Genomic DNA, 17,766 nt, shown 5'->3' on the forward strand with positions numbered 1-17,766 from the left:
TGGATGAACTCCCCCACCTTCAACGCCTGGAAGCTCGTCAGCCTCTCCCCGCTGCCGCCGTGGGCGCTGGTGCTGCTCGCCCTCGGACTGGTGCTGGGCGTGGCGCTGGCCGCCTGGGGCGTGCGCCGCGAGCCCTCGCGCTACCGCCGTGTCCTCCTCTGGGTCCTCCGGGTGGGCGCGGGCGTGGCCGCGCTCTTCTTCCTCCTGGAGCCCGGCATCCGTCACCTGCAGGTGGCGCGGATGAAGAACCGCGTCGCCGTGCTGGTGGACCGCTCCGCCTCCATGAGCTTCCCCTCCGAGCCCGGCGGCCCCACGCGCACCGCGCAGGTGGCCTCCTTCCTGGAGAAGGCCGCGCCGCAACTGGCCGCCCTGCAGGACCGCTTCACGGTGGAGCTGTACGGCTTCGACCCGGAGTTGGCGCCGGTGACGGCCGCGTCGCTGGCGAAGGAGCCGGCGCGCGCGGGCACCACGGACCTGCTCGCCGCGGTGCGCTCGGCGGCGGGGGAGGGGCAGGGCGCCCGCAAGCTGTCGGGCATGCTGCTGTTCAGCGACGGCGCGGACAACACCGAGCTGAAGTCGGGCGTGGTGGGTCGGGCGCGCGCGGCGCTGGCGGACCTGAATGTGCCCGTCTCCACCTTCACCGTGGGCCAGGAGTCGCTGAAGGACCTGGCGGTGGAGGGGCTGAAGGTCGACGACTTCGCCTTCGTGCGCAACTCGCTCACCGTGGAGGTGGAGATTCACGGCCGCGGCTTCGGCGGGCGTGAGATTCCGGTGGTGCTCAGCCAGGAAGGCAAGACGGTGGCGAGCAAGACGGTGCGCCTGGAGTCCTCGGACGACGTGAAGCCGGTGGCCTTCACCTTCACGCCGGACCAGACGGGGCGCTTCGTCTACACGGTGACGGTGCCCACCTTCCCGGACGAGGCGGTGGCGGACAACAACACCCGCTCCTTCACGCTGAAGGTGATTCGGGACCGCGTGCGCGTGCTGCTGGTGGTGGGCCGGCCCTCGTGGGACGAGCGCTACCTGCGCGGGCTGCTGCGCCAGGACGCCAACGTGGACCTGGTGTCGTTCTACATCCTGCGCACGCTGTCGGACGACCCGGGCGTGGTGAACGAGCGCGAGCTGTCGCTCATCCCGTTCCCCATGGAGGAGATTTTCGACACGAAGCTGGACACCTTCGACGTCGTCATCTTCCAGAACTTCGGCCACGCGGACCCGTCGCTGTCCATCGCCGAGTACGAGCGCAACCTGGAGCGCTACATCCACAACGGCGGCGCCTTCGTGATGATTGGTGGCGACAGCGTGCTGGGCGAGGGCCGGGCGATGATGCCCACGCTGATGGAGGCGCTGCCCGTCGCCGCCGCCGGCCCCGCCAACCCGGAGCCCTTCACGGCCCGACTGACGCCGGAGGGCATGCGCCACCCGATAACGGCCATTGGCACGGGCGCGGCGAGCACGGAGTCCGCGTGGGCGGAGCTGCCGCCCATTCCGGGCGCCAACCTGACGACGGCGCGTCCCGGGGCCACGGTGCTGCTGGACCACCCGCACCTGACGGCGAACGGAAGGAATGCACCGCTGGTGGCGGTGTGGGACTACGGCCGGGGCCGCTCGCTGGTGATGGCCACGGATGCGTCCTGGTACTGGGCCTTCGCGGCGCACCGGGATGGCTCGCCCAGCCGCGCGTATGACCGCTTCTGGGGCAATGCGCTGCGGTGGCTGGTGAGGGACCCGGACCTGACGACGCTGAAGGTGACGGCGGACCCGCCGTCGGTGGAGCCGGGGCGGCCCGTGGGCGTGGTGGTGCAGGCGCGGATGGCGGACTACCAGCCGGCGCAGGACGCGCAGGTGCGGGTGGAGCTGTTCTCCGTGGCGACGCAGAAGCCGATAGCGGTGCAGACGGGCACCGCGGGAGCGGATGGCGTGGTGCGACTGGAGTTCGCGCCGCCCGCGCCCGGCCCGTACAAGCTGCTGGCCTCGGCGAAGAAGGGCGAGACGGACCTGGGCGCGGGCGAGGACGCGGTGGCGGTGCGCGCCGTGGGGCCGGAGCTTTCGGACGCCTCGGTGCGCACGGAGCTGATGGAGGACATCGCCAAGGTGACGGGCGGCAAGGCGTACAAGCTGCCCCAGGGCGGGCTGCCGGATGTGCCGCTGCTGGACCCTCCGGTGGTGGAGGTGGGCCGCGCCAAGGACCAGCCGCTGTGGGACCGCTGGTACTACCTGGTGGCGCTCATCGCGCTGCTGGGCGCGGAGTGGTTCGCACGGCGCCGCTTCGGCTACGTGTGAGCGACAGTGTCCCGGCATCGTGAAGGCCGGGCGCTGTAGTGGCGGGCCCGGGTGCGGTAGACAGGCGCGACGCCTGTTCTCACCCGGAGCTCCCGTGCGATACGCCCTCGCGCTTCTCCTCGTCGTCCTCTCGTTCACCCCCGCGCTGGCCCAGGTCCCGGAGGCTTCTCCGCAGGCCATCGATGCCGCGATTCAGCGGACGCTGGAGTCCTTCGAGGTGCCCGGCATCGCCGTCGCCGTCGTGAAGGACGGCAAGGTGGTGTTGGCGAAGGGCTATGGCGTGCGGAAGCAGGGTGAGCGCACGCCGGTGACGCCGGACACGTTGTTCGGCATCGCCTCCAACACCAAGGCCTTCACCGCGGCGGCGCTGGCCATGCTCGTGGATGAGGGGAAGCTCCAGTGGGATGACCGCGTCATCGACCACCTGCCCTCGTTCCAGATGCATGACTCGTACGTCACGCGCGAGCTGACCGTGCGTGACTTGCTGGTGCACCGAAGCGGCCTGGGGCTGGGGGCCGGCGACCTGCTCTACTTCCCGCAGTCGACGTTCACCGAGGAGGAGATTGTCACCCGCCTGCGGCGCATCCCTCCGGCGAGCAGCTTCCGCAGCAAGTATGCGTACGACAACATCCTCTACCTCGTGGCGGGGAAGGTCATCGAGAAGGCGAGCGGGAAGAGCTGGGGCGCCTTCATGCGCGAGCGCATCTTCACGCCGCTGGGGATGCGGACCAGCAACACCAGCGTGACGGCCTTCCGCGCGGGCGCCAACGTGGCCATGCCGCACGCGAAGGCGGATGGAGTGCTGAAGGCCATTGCCCCGGTGCCCTTCGACAACAACGCGCCGGCGGGTGGCATCAACTCCAGCGTCAATGAGCTGTCGCGGTGGATGCTCGCGCAGCTGGAGCGTGGAGTGGTTCCGGGCACGGAGGGGAAGAAGCGTCTCTTCAGCGAGGAGCAGTCGAGGGAGATGTGGTCGGCGCAGACGGTGCTGCCCATCCGCGAGCCGTCGAAGGCGCTCGCCGCGACGCGCGCGAACTTCTCGGCGTACGGGCTCGGCTGGTCGCTGCGCGACTACCGGGGCTACAAGCTGGTGGGGCACACGGGAGGGCTGCCGGGCTACGTGTCGCGCGTGGTGCTCGTCCCGGAATTGCGGCTGGGCATCGCCGTGCTGACGAACCAGGAGGAGCGCGGTGGGTACGAGGCCCCCACGTGGACGTTGCTGGACGCGTACCTGGGGGCTCCGGCCACGGACTGGGTCGCCGCGTTCAAGGCGGATGACGTGGAGCGGGAGGCGAAGGCGCAGGCGAAGGTGGCGGCGGCGAACTCGGGACGGAATGCGCAGTCGAAGCCGTCGCTGCCCATGGACGCCTACGTGGGGAAGTACCGGGACGCCTGGTACGGCGACGTGGCCATCTCGAAGGAAGGGGAGAAGTGGGTCCTCCGCTTCAGCCGCACGCCCGCGCTCACTGGAACGCTGGAGCATTGGCAGTACGACACCTTCGTGGCGAAGTGGAAGGACCGCACGCTGAACGCGGATGCGTACGTGTCATTCTCCCTGAAGCCGGATGGCTCCATCGGTGAGATGCGGATGCAGCCCGTGTCTCCGCTCACCGACTTCAGCTACGACTTCCAGGACCTGCTCTTCACGCCCGTGAAGGAGGATGCCGCCGGGGCTGTCGCACGTCCCGTGCACTGAAGCAGGCCGCTCGACCGGCACTTGCCGCGCATCCGCCAGCCGGGCGCGCCGGACTTCCGTGAAGGCTGGATTCGTGAGGCCGTGACATGCCCCAGTTCGAGGCAGAAATAATCGCACGGGAACTGCTGGCCCTCCTGGAGCGACACTTCGCCAGCCCTTCAGTTCCCGTGCGGCTCGTGCTGGAGGGGGCCGGTGTTCACTGGCACGTCGAGGTGCGGGCCGAGGTGCGGGCCTGTCGGGTGAGTGCCTTCCGCTACTACAGGCAGGAGGGGACTGAGTATTGCCTCACGCTCCGCGAAGGCTCGCAGAAGAGCGCGAATGGGCGAACCTGGTCGCTCGAAGAGGCTCTTCGCGTGCTCCAGGACTGGCTCGTGGAAGCAGTGCCGCTCCAGGACCTGTACGCCCGCTTTCCCTTCCTCGACCGGAAGAAGCGGGAGCTTGAGGCGCTGCGCCGGAAAGTGGATGCGGTGCTGGAACGCCTGGGCTCCCCCCGGCGGTGCCTTCTCCGTGAGCCACTCGGGGATTTCTATACGTTGACGGTGAACGGGGAGGATCGCGCCTGCGAGCTCGATGCGCTTCATGGGGGCTCCGAGGCTCGCTGCACGTTTCTCCACCTGGGGACACGCCTGGCCGAAGGCAAGGCTTCGGACGTGGACGGCCTCTCCACTGCCATCTCAGGGTGGTTGGACTCAGGTGTCCGCGTCGAGCCACTGCAGCGCGAGTTCCCGTTCATCCGCATCGAGCCCCACGCCCCCGCTTACGAGGCGGGGCGGTACGCGGAGTGGCGCTGGGACGATGCCATCGCGCGGGCGAGAGAGAGTCAGGGCGTGAAGGGCTGGGCGCCCCTGGTCCCTCTTCTTCCCCTGCTGGAGCGCATGGCGAGCCGGCCCATCTTCCGGCGCTTCTTCTTCTTCACGAGCCACGACACGCTCTGCTTCTCTCGTTGCCCGCGTCACCCGTTCTCGACCGAGGGGCTGCCCTACATCTCTCCGCGCTTCAAGGGAGGGCCCATGGCCGACCTGACCGAGGCGCGGTACTCGGCGCACTGCGGTGAGAGGACGCTCGAAGGGGGGCCTGAGGAAATCTGCCAGTTCGTCGAGGGAATCCTGGCCACCGAAGGGGACACCACCTTCTACGGCAGCACGAGAGACGCAGTGGACGAGGACGACTGATTCAAGCCCCTTCTTTCCTGGCCAGCTGGGGCGGCAGCCATGCGGAATGAGCGTTCCTTCCGCTCCCGCCTGCTCCCGGGCGCCCCCATCCAGCGGAGTGCCTCTCTCCAGCATGAGAGAGGCACCCGCTACACCCGCTACGGCTGGGACTTCTCCACCACGCCGCACGCGATGCGGCCACCGGCGTCGCCGGTCGGGTCGGTGTGGTAGTCGTCCTCCTTGGTGTGCACCATCACCGAGGAGCCGTCCTTGTCGAACATCGACTTCACGGTGAGGCCCTGCTGGGCGAAGGTGTCGAACTGCACGCGGCCGTCCTGGCCGACGTAGAGGTTGGGCAGGTCACCATGGTGCCGGCCCTTCGGGGCCAGGATGCCGTGGGCCTTCTTCGCGGGGTTGAAGTGGCCGCCCGCCGTCTTGAAGTCCGGGGCCTCGCACTTGCCCGTCTCGTGGATGTGGAAGGCGTGCTGGCCCGGCGGCAGGTTGCTCAGGGTGCCCTTCACCAGCACGCCCTGGGCCGTCTGCTCGAAGGTGATTTCGCCCACGTCCTTGCCCTGGGCGTCCTTCACCATGGCCTTGGCCGATTCTCCCTTCTTGGGAGCCGCCTTCTTCGGGGGCGCCTCAGCCGCCGGAGTGGCGGTGGCGGGCGGCGTGCCCTGGGCGGGCGCACCCTCGGCCTTCGCGCCCTTCCCCTTGTCCTGCGCCTGGGGCGCGGCCTGCGGGGCCTGGGCCAGCGCGGGCGCGGCGGAGAGGAGGGTAGCGGCGGTCAGCAGGGCTCGAATCTTCATAGGTGGGTCTTCTCCTGGGTAGGTCGCTGCGGAGCAAACGCGGACACTAGCGACTGCGCGCGCCTCTCGCCGGGAAACCGTGCGGGCACTCTCGCGAAGCGACGTGGAGCGTTCACTGCTTTGCGAGAGGCACTGGCACCACGCGTGAAGCGCCGAAGGCCGGCGCCCAGATGTCCTGCACCTCGGGCCCGTTGAGGAACGCCACGAGGGCCCGGAAGGCGGGCAGGGGACCGCCCAGCGTCTCCGCCCAGGCCTGGCCCCGGGGCGACAGGTTGGGCACCAGTGGCCCCAGCTCCGACAATGTCGACGCGGAGCGCGTGACGCCCAGGCCCTCGTCCCGCAGGCGCTGGGGCACGTACAGCGGCGCGAAGCGGGCGTGCCGGTGGTCGTGCACGCAGCCCTCCTCCTCCAGCAGCGCGGCGGACAGCGGCAGTTCCCGCACGTTGAAGAGGAGCTTCACCGCGCCCAGGTGCGGGTCATACGGCCCGCGCAGCCGGTGGTCACCCCGGGGGACGAGGCGCCGGTCGAGGTAGCAGTACGCGCGGGCCTCGGGTGGCACCGTGCCCCGGTGGCGTGCGCCTCCGTAGCGGAAGAAGGGGCGCACGTGGCTCGCGTCCACCTCCAGCGGCGGGCCCGCCTTCAGCTCGCGCAGCTTGGGGAGCAGGGCCTCCGGCAGTCCGTGCTCGCGCGCGAAGTCAGGCAGCGCTTCCTCGCGAGTCAGGGCGAAGGCCCGCACGCGGGCCAGCAGCCGCTCCGGGTCTGCGTCCACCAGCAACTCGTCGAAGCGCGTCTTCACCCCGGGCAGGCTCACCGGGACGAGCGTGGTGAGCGGCTCGCCCTCCGCCCGCCAGCGCGCGTCCAGCTCCGTGGCCTCCTGGGACGTGGGGGCGAGGCGCCACTCGGGGGCCTCGGGTGTGAAGACCTGCCAGTCTCCGCGACGCTCGAAGCGGGGCGCGACGCGCGGGCCCGGCAGCGAGGACCACACGGTGATGCAGGTGCGGACCTGCGCTCCCTTGAAGGCGCCGGGGCCCAGGTCCGCCACCTCGCGTAGGGACAGGGTGCCCAGCAGCGCCTCGCGCAGCGGGGCGTAGAGGAAGGCGTCCAGCAGCGTCGACGGAGTGATGAAGGCGAGCACCCCCGGGCGCGACACCAGCCGGTGCGCGGCCACCAGGAGGAAGAAGGCGAAGTCATCCCGCAGGCTGGTGCCCGGGGGCAGGGCCAGCGGCAGCAGCGCGCGCAGCCGGGCGTAGGTGGACGCGTCCTTCAGCACCGACGAAGTGCCGTTGTAGGGCGGATTGCCCACCCACAGCTCGCGGTGCTCCGGCGGCGTGGCGGCGAGCAGCGGCTCCAGTCCTCCGCGCAGCGAGTCCCCCACGCGTACGTCCGCGCCGGGCACGCGGGCCTGGCAGACGCGCGCCACCTCCGGGTCCAGCTCCAGGCCGCACAGCCGCGCATCGGGCCGCAGCCGCGCAGCCGCCGCGAGGAAGGCGCCTGCGCCACAGGCGGGGTCCACCACGGTGAGCGGGCCTTCGCCCAGGTGCGTCAGCGCGAGTGCCAGCGTGCGCTCCACCAGCGGCGCGGGCGTGAAGAAGGCACCCACCGCTTTGCGGTCCAGCCCGGGGAACTGACGGACGAGCTTCTCCTCATCCACCTGCAACGGGCTGTTGGCGACGCGTCGCATCAGGTCCCCCCATCCTGGCCACCACCCTGCCGCGCGGAGGCCCACCCGCACAAATGCGCGGAAGGGAAAGACGTTGCTGTGATTTCAACGCCCGCCCACCTGCCCTGGAGTCTGAGGCCAACGCCGTCCTGCATACAAAGGCGGCCCTCCGCGCGAGGTGCCGGCGAGCTCCCCGGTTGACTCGGGCCCCGATGAGGCCGTTACCGACCCACGACGGAAGGGTGACCGCAAGTCGGATGGCGCTACCCGTCCCGTGCTGTCGGGTCATGGCCGGAGTGGCCCTGGGGTCCGACCTTGCGCCGACCATGAATACCCCCATACGCCGTGTCACCCTTCTCCGGGTGCTCGGGTGGAGTGGCCTGCTGGCCGCCCTCTTCGCGCCCGCCACTGCCTGGACCTCACCGCGCCCGCCTCCCCTGGCAGCCCTCGTCCTGTCCCAGGTGACGCCGCCCCTGGAGCTCGAGCCAGGGCAGGTGGTGGTCACCTTCACCTTCGCGGACACGCTGAAGAACCAGGTGCTCGTCGGGCCGCTGTTCGCGAAGTACGGGATGCACGCGACCTTCTACATCAGCGCGGGACGCATTGGCCGGGCTGGCTACCTCACGCTGGCCGACCTGCGCACGCTCGCGGCCGCCGGGCATGAGATTGGCGGACACACCCTCGACCACGAGGAACTGGATGACCTGCCCCTGGCGGAGCTGCGGCATCAGGTCTGTGACTGTCGGGTCGCCCTCATGGGCTTCGGGTTCCCCGTCACCTCGTTCGCCTTTCCCTTCGGCTCGGACAGTCCGCTGGCCCGGGACACGGTCATCTTCTGTGGCTACAACAACGCGCGACGGACGGGCCGCATCCGCTCTCCCACCGGATGCAACTCCTGCCCCCTGGCGGAGAGTGTCCCGCCTGCGGACCCGTACAGCATCCGCTCGCCCACCTCCATCAAGTCGGACTGGACGCTCGCGAATCTGCAGAGCCTGGTCCTCCAGGCCGAGAACGCGGGCGGCGGGTGGATCATGATTTCCCTCCACGACATCTGCACGGGCTGCGGCACCTACTCCATCACCGAGTCCCTGCTGGACTCGTACCTGGCCTGGCTCGCGCCCCGGGTGTCTCGTGGCACCTTCGTGCGCACGGCGCACCAGGTGGTCGGCGGCCCCGTGAAGCCCGCGGTTCGCGCTGATGGCGGGGTGGTCGATGCCGGCACCCCCGATGCGGGCGCGCCGGACGCAGGCGGGCCTGATGCGGGGGCTCCGGATGCGGGGGCTCCAGATGCGGGTGTGTCGGATGCCGGAGTTCCGGATGCGGGCATTCCCGACGCGGGCGTCCCGGATGGAGGCGCGCCGGACGGCGGCGGGCCCGAGCTGCTCCCGAATCCCTCGCTGGAGGTGGATGCGGATGGGGACAATGTCCCGGACTGCTGGAAGCGCACCAACGCGGGCACGTCCTCCGGAGGCTGGAGCCGCACGACGGACGCTCACAGCGGGAGCTGGGCGCAGCGGGTGAGCATCACCAGTCTGTCCAGCGGCGCGGAGCGTCGGCTGGAGGTGCGCCAGGACTTCGGGCCGTGCGCGCCCTCGGTGGTGACCGGGCATCGCTACCGTGTCTCCGCCTGGTACAAGACGGCCGCGCGTGCCGGCTTCAGGGCCTTCTACCGGACGTCCACGGGCTGGGTGGCCTGGGCGGCGGGCCCGGACCTGCCCACCAGCGCCAGTTACCGGAGCGGTGAGTGGCTCACTCCGCCCGTGCCCTCGGGCGCGCTCGCCGTCAGCGTGGCGCTGGCCCTGCGAGCCCCTGGCATGCTCTTCATGGACACCTTCAGCCTGGTGGACCTCGGCGTCTCGACGCCCGCGTCCACGCTCACCGTCATGGCTCCTCGCGGCGGTGAAAGCCTCCCGGAGGGGATGCCGGTGGAGCTCCGCTGGAGCAGCACCGGCCCGGAGGAATCGGTGGACCTGTCCTGGTCCCCGGACCTGGGCTCCACCTGGGCGCCTGTCGCTTCGGGTGTCCCGAACACCGGACGCTTCACCTGGATGGTGCCCGAGGTGCTCACCACGCGCGGGCTGCTGCGCGTCGCCCGGCAGACGGCGCCGCCCATGTCGGACGTGAGCGACGGGCCGTTCTCCATCTACCTGCCCGCGCTGGGCCGGGTGGTCCGGTTCGGGGATGCGTGGCGCTACGAGGCCAGCGGCGTGGACCCAGGGCCGGGCTGGTTCCTGCCCGACTTCGAGGACTCACACTGGTCCACGGGCCCGGGCGAGCTGGGCTACGGAGATGGCGACGAGGGCACGGTGCTGCTGCGCACGTTCTCCGCGCAGTCCAGCGTCTACTTCCGCAAGAAGGTGACGCTCACCGGCCCGGTCTCCTCCGTCACGATGCGCATCCGCTATGACGACGGAGTGGCCGTGTGGGTGAATGGCACGCACGTCTTCAGCCGCGACGTGGACAGCGGGCTGGCACATGGGGACTACGCCAGCGCCTCCACGGACAACGCGGTGGCGGACGTGGTGCTCCCGGCCTCGGCCTTCGTCGCGGGGGAGAACACCGTGGCGGTGATGGTGAAGCAGGTCAACTCCGAGTCCCCGGACCTCTCGTTCGACCTCCAGCTCGACGTGGTGGCAGCCCCTGGCGGTGAGTGACAGGCGCTCGGTGGGGAGCGCCGCCCCACGCTAGAGCGAGTGCCCGCAGTACTTGCAGTGCGACGCGTCCAGGTCATGGCCCTGGACGCCGCAGCCGAGGCAGGCGCGCGTGTCGACGGCGTGGCGGGTGGCGGCGGCCAGTTCCACGGAGACGATGCCGGTGGGCACGGCGATGATGCCGTAGCCCATCACCATCAGCACGGAGGCGATGAGCTGCCCGAGCACCGTCTTCGGGGTGATGTCGCCGAAGCCCACCGTCGTCACCGTGACGATGGCCCAGTACATGGCCCGGGGGATGCTGTCGAAGCCGTTCGCCCCGCCCTCCACCACGTACATCACCGCGCCCATGACGACGACGATGGTGAGGACGGTGCCCAGGAAGACGGTGATTTTCGGCCGGCTGGCGCGCAGCGCGGTGATGAGAATCTCCGCCTGCCCCAGCAGGTGCGCCAGCTTGAGCACGCGGAAGACGCGCAGCAGCCGAATCACCCGCACCACCAGCAGGGACTGAGCGCCGGGAAACACGATGCTCAGGAAGGTGGGCAGGATGGCCAGCAGGTCCACCAGCCCGTAGAAGCTGCGCGCATAGAGCAGGGGCCGCCGGACGGCGATGAGCCGGAACACGTACTCGATGCTGAACAGCGCCGTGAAGAACCACTCGGCGGCGCGGAGCTCCGGGCCGTACCGCTCGCGCAGCGGGGCCACGCTCTCCAGCATCACCGCGATGATGCTGAAGACGATGGCCCACAGCAGGGCGATGTCGAACGCCCTCCCCGCCGGGGTGTCCGCCTCGAAGATGATGGTGTGTAGCCGGAAACGGATGCCTTCGGGCGGGCTCTGCTCTGAGGGACTGGACACGGCGCCAGTCTAAGCGTCCCAGGGCCGTTGCAAAGCGGGGGGACGGCCCTCCTCGCCGGGGGGGAATGGTGAGGAGGGCAAAGTGGCTGTCAGGCCTTGCTCGGGCCAGGCACCGACGGCGCGGTGCCCACGGCCGCGGACACGGGGGCCTCCGGCGCGGGCAGCGTGGGCGTGGGCGCGCCCACGTGCATCCGGTGGCGCACCTCGTCGAAGCGGTCGGAGGCCTCGCGCTCCGGGAAGAGCAGCGACACCACCACGCCCACCGCGAAGGCCAGGGGAATGGTGATGATGCCCGGGTTCTTCAGCGGGAAGAACGCCGTGGTGTTGTGCAGCAGGTCCACCTGCACCGTGGGCGACAGGAAGATGAGCACCACCGCGGTGAACGTGCCGACCAGCATGCTGGCCACCGCGCCATTCGTCGTGAACTTCTTCCACGCCATGGACAAGAGCAGCGCGGGGAAGTTGCCGCTCGCGGCGATGGCGAAGGCCAGGCCCACCATGAAGGCCACGTTCTGCCCCTTGAACAGCACCCCCAGCACCACCGCGAGGACGCCCAGGAGGAGGCTGGCGAGCCGCGCCACCTTGAGCTGCTCGTGCTCGGGCGCCTTGCCCTTGCGCACCACCGTGGACCACAAGTCGTGGGACAGCGCCGCCGCGCCCGACAGCGTCAGGCCCGCCACCACCGCGAGGATGGTGGCGAAGGCCACCGCGGAGATGAAGCCCAGGAAGCCCGTGCCGCCCACCACCTCGGCCAGCATGGGCGCCGCCATGTTGCCGCCCTTGTCCACGCCGACAATCGCCGTGCGGCCCACCAGCACCGACGCGCCGAACCCGAGGATGAAGGTGACGAGATAGAAGTAGCCGATGAGCCCCGTGGCATAGAACACGCTGCTGCGCGCGGCCTTCGCGTCCGGCACCGTGTAGAAGCGCATCAGGATGTGCGGCAGGCCCGCCGTGCCGAACATCAGCGCCAGGCCCAGGGAGATGGCCTCCAGCGGGCTCGCCACCAACTTGCCGGGGGCCAGCGTCTCCGCACCGTACTGGGTGGCTGCCTCGTTGAAGAGGTTCACCGGGTTGAAGCCGAACTTGTAGAGCACCGCGCCCGCCAGCGCCGTGGCGCCCGCCAGCAGCAGCACCGCCTTCACGATCTGCACCCACGTGGTGGCAATCATCCCGCCGAAGAGCACGTAGAGAATCATCACCGCGCCCACGATGACGACGGCCATCTCGTACGACAGGCCGAAGAGCAGGTGGATGAGGTTGCCGGCTCCCACCATCTGCGCAATCAGGTAGAAGCTCACCACCGCGAGCGTGCCCAGCGCCGCCGCCAGGCGCACCGGGGTCTGCTTGAGCCGGTACGCCACCACGTCCGCGAAGGTGTACTTGCCCAGGTTGCGCAGGGGCTCGGCGATGAGGAACGTCACCACCGGCCAGCCCACCAGCCAGCCCACGGAGTAGATGAGCCCGTCGAAGCCGGACATCGCCACGAGCCCGGCGATGCCGAGGAAGCTGGCGGCGCTCATGAAGTCGCCTGCCAGCGCGAAGCCGTTCTGCACGGCGCTCACGCCGCCGCCCGCGGCGAAGAACTCCGAGGTCGTCTTCGTCTTGCGCGCCGCCCAGTACGTAATCGCCAGGGTGAAGCCGACGAAGAGGAGGAAGAAGACGATGGCCGTGGTGTTGGGCTGGCCCAGTTGCGTGCCCGTCGTGGTCGGGTTCATGCCTGTCTCACTTGCGGTCGCGGTACTGTTGGAGGGCCCGGTCGTACTTGCCGTTCGCCCAGACGATGTAGATGCCCGTCAGCACCCACGCGGCGAGGATGACGAGCACCCCCAGCACGATGCCGATGGACAGGCCGGGAACGAGCTGCTGGCCCATCAGCGGCTTGTTGAAGGCCACCAGCAGGATGAAGCCGAGGTACGCCACCAGCATGGCGGCGGTGAGTGCCGCCGCCACGCGCCAACGGGACGCGGCGAGCGCTTCCAGGGCTTCCTCTCGGGAGTTCGCTTGCATCGAAGTCTCTCCTCTCATCGCTTGACCTGCGGGGGCATGCCCTTGGCGAGCAGCTCATCGAGGACGCCCGGGTCCGCCAGGGTGGTGGCGTCGCCCAGGTTCTCCGTCTCACCCGAGGCAATCTTCCGCAGCATGCGCCGCAGAATCTTTCCGGAGCGCGTCTTGGGCAGGCCATTGACCAGCACCACACGGTCCGGCGTGGCGATGGGGCCGATGACGTGGCGCACCTGCTCCTTGAGCGCGCCCACCATCTGCTCCGAGGAGGCGTCCGCCCAGTCGGGCTTCATGGTGACGAAGGCGCATACGCCGGTGCCCTTGAGGTCATGCGGGAAGCCCACCACGGCGGCCTCGGCGACGGACTCGTGGGCCACCAGCGCGCTCTCCACCTCGGCGGTGCCCAGGCGGTGGCCGGACACGTTGAGCACGTCGTCCACGCGCCCCGTAATCCAGTAGTAGCCGTCCTCGTCGCGGCGGCAGCCGTCCCCCGTGAAGTACAGCGTGGGGAAGCGCGAGTAGTACGTCTCCACGAAGCGCTGGTGGTGGCCGTACAGCGTGCGCGCCTGTCCGGGCCACGAGCGCGCCAGGCACAGGTTGCCGCTGACGCCGTTGCCTTCGATGATGCGGCCCTCGTCGTCCACCAGCACCGGCTCCACGCCGAAGAAGGGCAGGGTGGCCGAGCCGGGCTTGCACGGCGTGGCGCCCGGCAGCGGGGCGATGAGGATGCCGCCCGTCTCCGTCTGCCACCAGGTGTCCACCACGGGGCAGCGGCCCTCGCCCACCACGTCGTGGTACCAGCGCCACACCTCGGGGTTGATGGGCTCGCCCACGGAGCCCAGCAGGCGCAGCGTCTTGCGCGAGGACTTCTTCACGAAGCCGTCGCCCTCCTTGATGAGCGCGCGCAGCGCGGTGGGCGCCGTGTAGAGGATGGTGGCCTTCAGGTCGTCCACCACCTGCCAGAGCCGGCCCGCGTCCGGGTACGTGGGGGTGGACTCGAACATGACGGTGGTGGTGCCGGTCGCCAGCGGTCCGTAGAGGATGTAGCTGTGGCCGGTGACCCAGCCCAGGTCCGCGGCGCAGAAGTGCACGTCGGTCGGCTGGATGTCGAAGACGTAGCGGAACGTGGTGGCGGCATAGGTGAGGTAGCCGCCGGTGGTGTGCAGCACGCCCTTGGGCTTCCCGGTGGAGCCGGAGGTGTAGAGGATGAAGAGCGGGTCCTCGGAGTCCATCCACTCCGCGGGGCAGACGCCGCGGTGCTTCGACATCTCCACGTCCAGCCAGAAGTCGCGGTCAGCGCGCATGGGCACCTCCTTGGAGGTGCGGCGCACGACGAGGATGGACTCCACCAGGGAGAGGCCCTCCACCGCCTCGTCGGCGATGGCCTTGGTGGGTACGAGCTTCGGGCCGCGCGGGCCCTCGTTGGCGGTGACGAGCACCTTCGCGCCCGAGTCGAGGATGCGCTCGCGCAGGGACTCGGCGGAGAAGCCGGCGAACACCACCGAGTGCACCGCGCCGATGCGGGCGCAGGCGAGCATGGTGTAGGCCAGCTCCGGCACCATGGGCAGGTAGATGCAGACGCGGTCGCCCTTGCGCACGCCGTGGGCCTTCAGCACGTTGGCCACGCGGCCCACCTGGTGCTGGAGGTCTCGGAAGGTGATGACCTGGTACTCGCCGGGCTCGTTCTTCGCCCAGATGATGGCGGGCTTGCCGGGGCGCGCCTTGGCGTGGCGGTCCACGCAGTTGAAGGCGACGTTGAGCTTGCCGCCGCCGAACCACGAGAAGTCCACCTGCTCGGCGTCCACGTCCAGCACCGTGTCGGGCTTGTGGAACCAGGTGAGCTGCTGCGCCATCTCTCCCCAGAAGGCCTCGGGCTGCTCCAGGCTCTTCTTGTAGAGGCGCCGGTAGTCCTCCAGGCTCTTCACGTGTGACGTGAGGCTGAACGTCTCCTTCGGCGGGATGAACGCGTCCTTGGGCTGGGTCATCGGGGGCATCCTCGGGGAGGGGTTAGTAGAAGTACTGGAGCTGGGCCGTGCCGGTGATGCCGGTGTCGGCCTCGGAGAGGTCGCCGGTGCGGGAGAAGGCGACCTCCGTCTTGAGGTTGAAGGTGTGCGCCTGGAACCAGAGGTTGAAGCCGGGCTTGAGGGCGAGCAGGTCCTGGTTCGCCACGCGCGAGTTGAAGTACTCGCCGGAGAGCAGGGGCTGGAGCTTGCCGATGCGCCAGCCCACCTCGGAGAAGAAGCCGGTGCCGCTCTGCGGGTTGTCGAGGCCCTGGCTGTAGTGGAAGACGCCTGTCTGGAAGACCACGGCCTGGTCATTCCCGAGGGGCAGGTCGACGAAGACGTCCGTGGCCAGGCCGAGCGAGTCGTGGATGCCGGAGGCGGTGGCGACGGCGGAGGGCTGGTAGTCGGCGCCGACGCCCACGGAGAAGCGGGGCTTGTCGTCGAAGTAGATGCCCTGGAAGAAGAGGTCCTCCTCGCGGGTGAGGAAGTTCCACCGGACGTGGGCGACGCCGCGCGGGAGGTCGTCCGGGTTGACGGTGCCCTCGGGCTTCCGGGCGCCCTCGGCGCCGTTGAGGAGCGCGGCGCGGAAGCCGAGCTGCCCCACGAAGCCGCGCACCTGGATGCCCGTGTCCCGCCACACCTTGCCGACCCCGGGCGTGAAGCGGACGAGGTTGGAGTGGTAGTCCACCGTGTTGAGGGCGATGGCGCCCTGCAGGTTGTGGCGGGAGAGCGGGGCGATGAGGAAGCCCGCGTCCACCCAGATTTTCTCCGCGAACATGTACGAGACGAACGCGTCCTGCATGAAGAGGGCGACGTCGAAGTTGCCGTCCTTGCCGTAGTTGGGCTGGTCCGTCTCGATGAAGAACGAGAGGTTCTTGGTGACGTTGCCGAAGACGAGCAGGCGGACGCGTCGCAGGTAGAGGTCCGTGCCCACGCTTCCCACGGGAGCCCCGTCCTTGATGAGCTGGAGCTGGGGCTGGAGGAGGACGTTGACGTTGAGGAAGGCCTCCTCGCCCAACGTGATTTTCCCCGCGACCGCGGGGCCGGCGGGCAGCAAGGCCACGAGCGCGGCCAGGAGCGACAGCAGGCGGAGGGGGGCAGGGCGCATGCCTGCCGCCATGAGCAACACCTCGGCCAACAGGTGTGACTCGGAGATTCAGGACCTTACAGGTTGGCCCGGTGCGTCAGGGTGTTACGGAAGGTGACGTGCGCGTTACCGGGGTAACGATTCATGCAGTGCGTCGTAACGAGTCGTGCAGTAGCGGGACGGACAGGTAAGTGCCCCGAAAGGCAGTCAGGCGCGGAGGCACGGCCCTTCAGGTGATGGGCGCACGGCGCAGGTCGAGCAGGTCCGGGTCCTTTCGCTCCAGGAGGTCCTCGAACGCGCTCCAACCGTGGGAGGCGATGAACCGGACTTCACTGGGGAGGATGGGGAAGAGCCAGACGAAGATGGTGGGAGGCTCGGTCCCCGAGAAAGTGGCAAGGCCCTCTGTGAAGAGAACGGGGAGCGAGGCGTAGAGGGCGGTCGCTTCGCTGCCATGCAGGATGGGGGCGCCGAGCTGGAGCACCTCCCCACGGAGCAGGGCCTTCTGCTCCTGAATCACTCGGGACGCGATTTCGAGCAGCAGCCCCGCGAGTTCTTCGTGGGCCTGTGACTCATGAACGGAGACGAGCAGCTCCTGCCGGACCTCTCGAGTCTCGTTCATGCGGAGCACGTGGTGGCTCAGCCCGAGGGTGGTGTAGGTCGTCGCGGAGGCGTAGGGCTGGTCCCGAAATCGGCAGGCTTGCACCGTCATGGGCGCAGTGGTGTTGGACCAGCCTCTTTCAATCTGCCCCAGGTGTTGTTCCAGATGCTCGCCGACGTTCATGGCGGTGGACTTCCGTTTGGCACCCGAGATGTGCCTCTCGCTGGAGGCGCTGGCGCTCGCGCTTCATTCATTGAGCGGGCGCAGCAGCCCAGCCCGAGCGAGAAGCTCCTGCACCCGTGCAGCGAGGGCGACGTGCTCGGGGTTGCTCACAGTGAAGCGCTCGGGGGTGAGGATGATCAGCGTGCCCTTGTCCTCCACGGGCTCGATACGTACCGGAGCGGGTAGGGGCGGTACCGTGCCGCGGCTGCGCGAGAAGTACATGAGCCAGCCCACGAAGGTTCCGGGCTCGGACGCCTTGAGTACTTCAGCTCGATGGAGGTCGGAGGTCGCGATGCCCCAGTCCGGTTCCCAGGTGAGTGCCATGGCGTGAAGGGCCCTGCGCATCACCGTCGAATCGGTGACCCGGTCTGCGATGAGTCCCTTCCCTGGAGGGTTGAGAGTGCACGAGTTACACACTGCTGCCGAGGTCAGCCCGCACTTCAGAATCACTCCAGTCGCGCTTCCCTGGGGTTCTCCACTCCATGCCGTCAGGTTGAAGCCACCGAGCAGTTGATGTTTCTTCTTCGCGAACAGCTGCTCGAAAGTCGCTGCAGCGGGGACAAGTCGCTGCTCGAGCGCCTCCTCACGAGTCCTGCCTGTTCCAAACCAATGCGCCCAGGTCGGCTCCAGTGGGGCAAGGCGCTGGAAGAGATTCGCCGTGCGTCGGGCGCAGGATTCGGCCGGCTCCTTGCGGCCAGGCCAGTAGACACCGGCATAGTAGCCCTCGGACATGTGGCTCTCCTC

Annotated in this window: 13 protein-coding genes; 4 read left to right on the forward strand and 9 right to left on the reverse strand. The window is 69.3% G+C overall.

Going from position 1 to position 17,766, the window contains the following annotated elements; genetic code table 11:
* Positions 1-3: 3 nt before the first annotated feature.
* The 3 genes from G4D85_RS08110 (at position 4) to G4D85_RS08120 (ending at position 5,151) form a co-directional block, all read left to right on the forward strand.
* Positions 4-2,283 carry a glutamine amidotransferase gene (locus G4D85_RS08110; protein ID WP_164009712.1) on the forward strand — a complete coding sequence of 760 codons (2,280 nt, stop codon included), beginning with the start codon at positions 4-6 and terminating at the stop codon, positions 2,281-2,283.
* A gap of 94 nt (positions 2,284-2,377) precedes the next feature.
* Positions 2,378-3,979 (forward strand): serine hydrolase, encoded by a 1,602-nt coding sequence (locus tag G4D85_RS08115; RefSeq protein ID WP_164009714.1) that lies wholly within the window; start codon positions 2,378-2,380, stop codon positions 3,977-3,979.
* An 86-nt stretch (positions 3,980-4,065) separates the two neighbouring features.
* Entirely contained in the window at positions 4,066-5,151 is a 1,086-nt protein-coding gene (locus tag G4D85_RS08120; RefSeq protein ID WP_164009716.1) for a DUF6193 family natural product biosynthesis protein, read from the forward strand.
* A 137-nt stretch (positions 5,152-5,288) separates the two neighbouring features.
* Here the strand turns inward: G4D85_RS08120 and G4D85_RS08125 are convergent, their stop codons facing one another.
* Both G4D85_RS08125 and G4D85_RS08130 read right to left on the reverse strand, forming a co-directional pair.
* Positions 5,289-5,936, reverse strand: coding sequence for a superoxide dismutase family protein (locus tag G4D85_RS08125; protein ID WP_164009718.1), 648 nt, complete (start codon positions 5,934-5,936; stop codon positions 5,289-5,291).
* 112 nt (positions 5,937-6,048) lie between these two features.
* Positions 6,049-7,617, reverse strand: a complete 1,569-nt coding sequence (locus G4D85_RS08130) for an N-6 DNA methylase (RefSeq protein WP_164009719.1) — start codon at positions 7,615-7,617, stop codon at positions 6,049-6,051.
* Between the two features lie 305 nt (positions 7,618-7,922).
* Between G4D85_RS08130 and G4D85_RS50210 the strand changes: the two genes are divergently transcribed.
* The gene (locus tag G4D85_RS50210; RefSeq protein WP_275900273.1) at positions 7,923-10,250 is read left to right on the forward strand and encodes a polysaccharide deacetylase family protein; all 2,328 of its coding nucleotides are present in this window, start codon (positions 7,923-7,925) and stop codon (positions 10,248-10,250) included.
* Positions 10,251-10,280: 30 nt separating this feature from the next.
* On the opposite strand, the gene G4D85_RS08140 is transcribed toward G4D85_RS50210, so the two are convergent.
* From G4D85_RS08140 to G4D85_RS08170, 7 genes are all read right to left on the reverse strand, one after another.
* Positions 10,281-11,108 (reverse strand): ion transporter, encoded by an 828-nt coding sequence (locus G4D85_RS08140; RefSeq protein WP_164009724.1) that lies wholly within the window; start codon positions 11,106-11,108, stop codon positions 10,281-10,283.
* An 89-nt stretch (positions 11,109-11,197) separates the two neighbouring features.
* Positions 11,198-12,826 carry a sodium:solute symporter family transporter gene (locus tag G4D85_RS08145; RefSeq protein ID WP_164009726.1) on the reverse strand — a complete coding sequence of 543 codons (1,629 nt, stop codon included), beginning with the start codon at positions 12,824-12,826 and terminating at the stop codon, positions 11,198-11,200.
* A 7-nt stretch (positions 12,827-12,833) separates the two neighbouring features.
* Positions 12,834-13,118 (reverse strand): DUF485 domain-containing protein, encoded by a 285-nt coding sequence (locus G4D85_RS08150; RefSeq protein ID WP_164009728.1) that lies wholly within the window; start codon positions 13,116-13,118, stop codon positions 12,834-12,836.
* Positions 13,119-13,132: 14 nt separating this feature from the next.
* A complete protein-coding gene (gene acs / locus G4D85_RS08155) occupies positions 13,133-15,097 on the reverse strand; it encodes an acetate--CoA ligase (protein ID WP_164009730.1) in 1,965 nt (654 codons plus the stop codon).
* 22 nt (positions 15,098-15,119) lie between these two features.
* On the reverse strand, positions 15,120-16,223 hold the full coding sequence (locus G4D85_RS08160; protein ID WP_164009733.1) for a porin family protein: 1,104 nt from the start codon (positions 16,221-16,223) through the stop codon (positions 15,120-15,122).
* 208 nt (positions 16,224-16,431) lie between these two features.
* Positions 16,432-16,983 carry a suppressor of fused domain protein gene (locus G4D85_RS08165; RefSeq protein WP_164009735.1) on the reverse strand — a complete coding sequence of 184 codons (552 nt, stop codon included), beginning with the start codon at positions 16,981-16,983 and terminating at the stop codon, positions 16,432-16,434.
* Between the two features lie 63 nt (positions 16,984-17,046).
* Positions 17,047-17,754, reverse strand: a complete 708-nt coding sequence (locus G4D85_RS08170; RefSeq protein ID WP_164009737.1) for an immunity 52 family protein — start codon at positions 17,752-17,754, stop codon at positions 17,047-17,049.
* Positions 17,755-17,766 lie beyond the last annotated feature (12 nt).

The organism is Pyxidicoccus trucidator, assembly GCF_010894435.1.
Lineage (GTDB): Bacteria > Myxococcota > Myxococcia > Myxococcales > Myxococcaceae > Myxococcus > Myxococcus trucidator.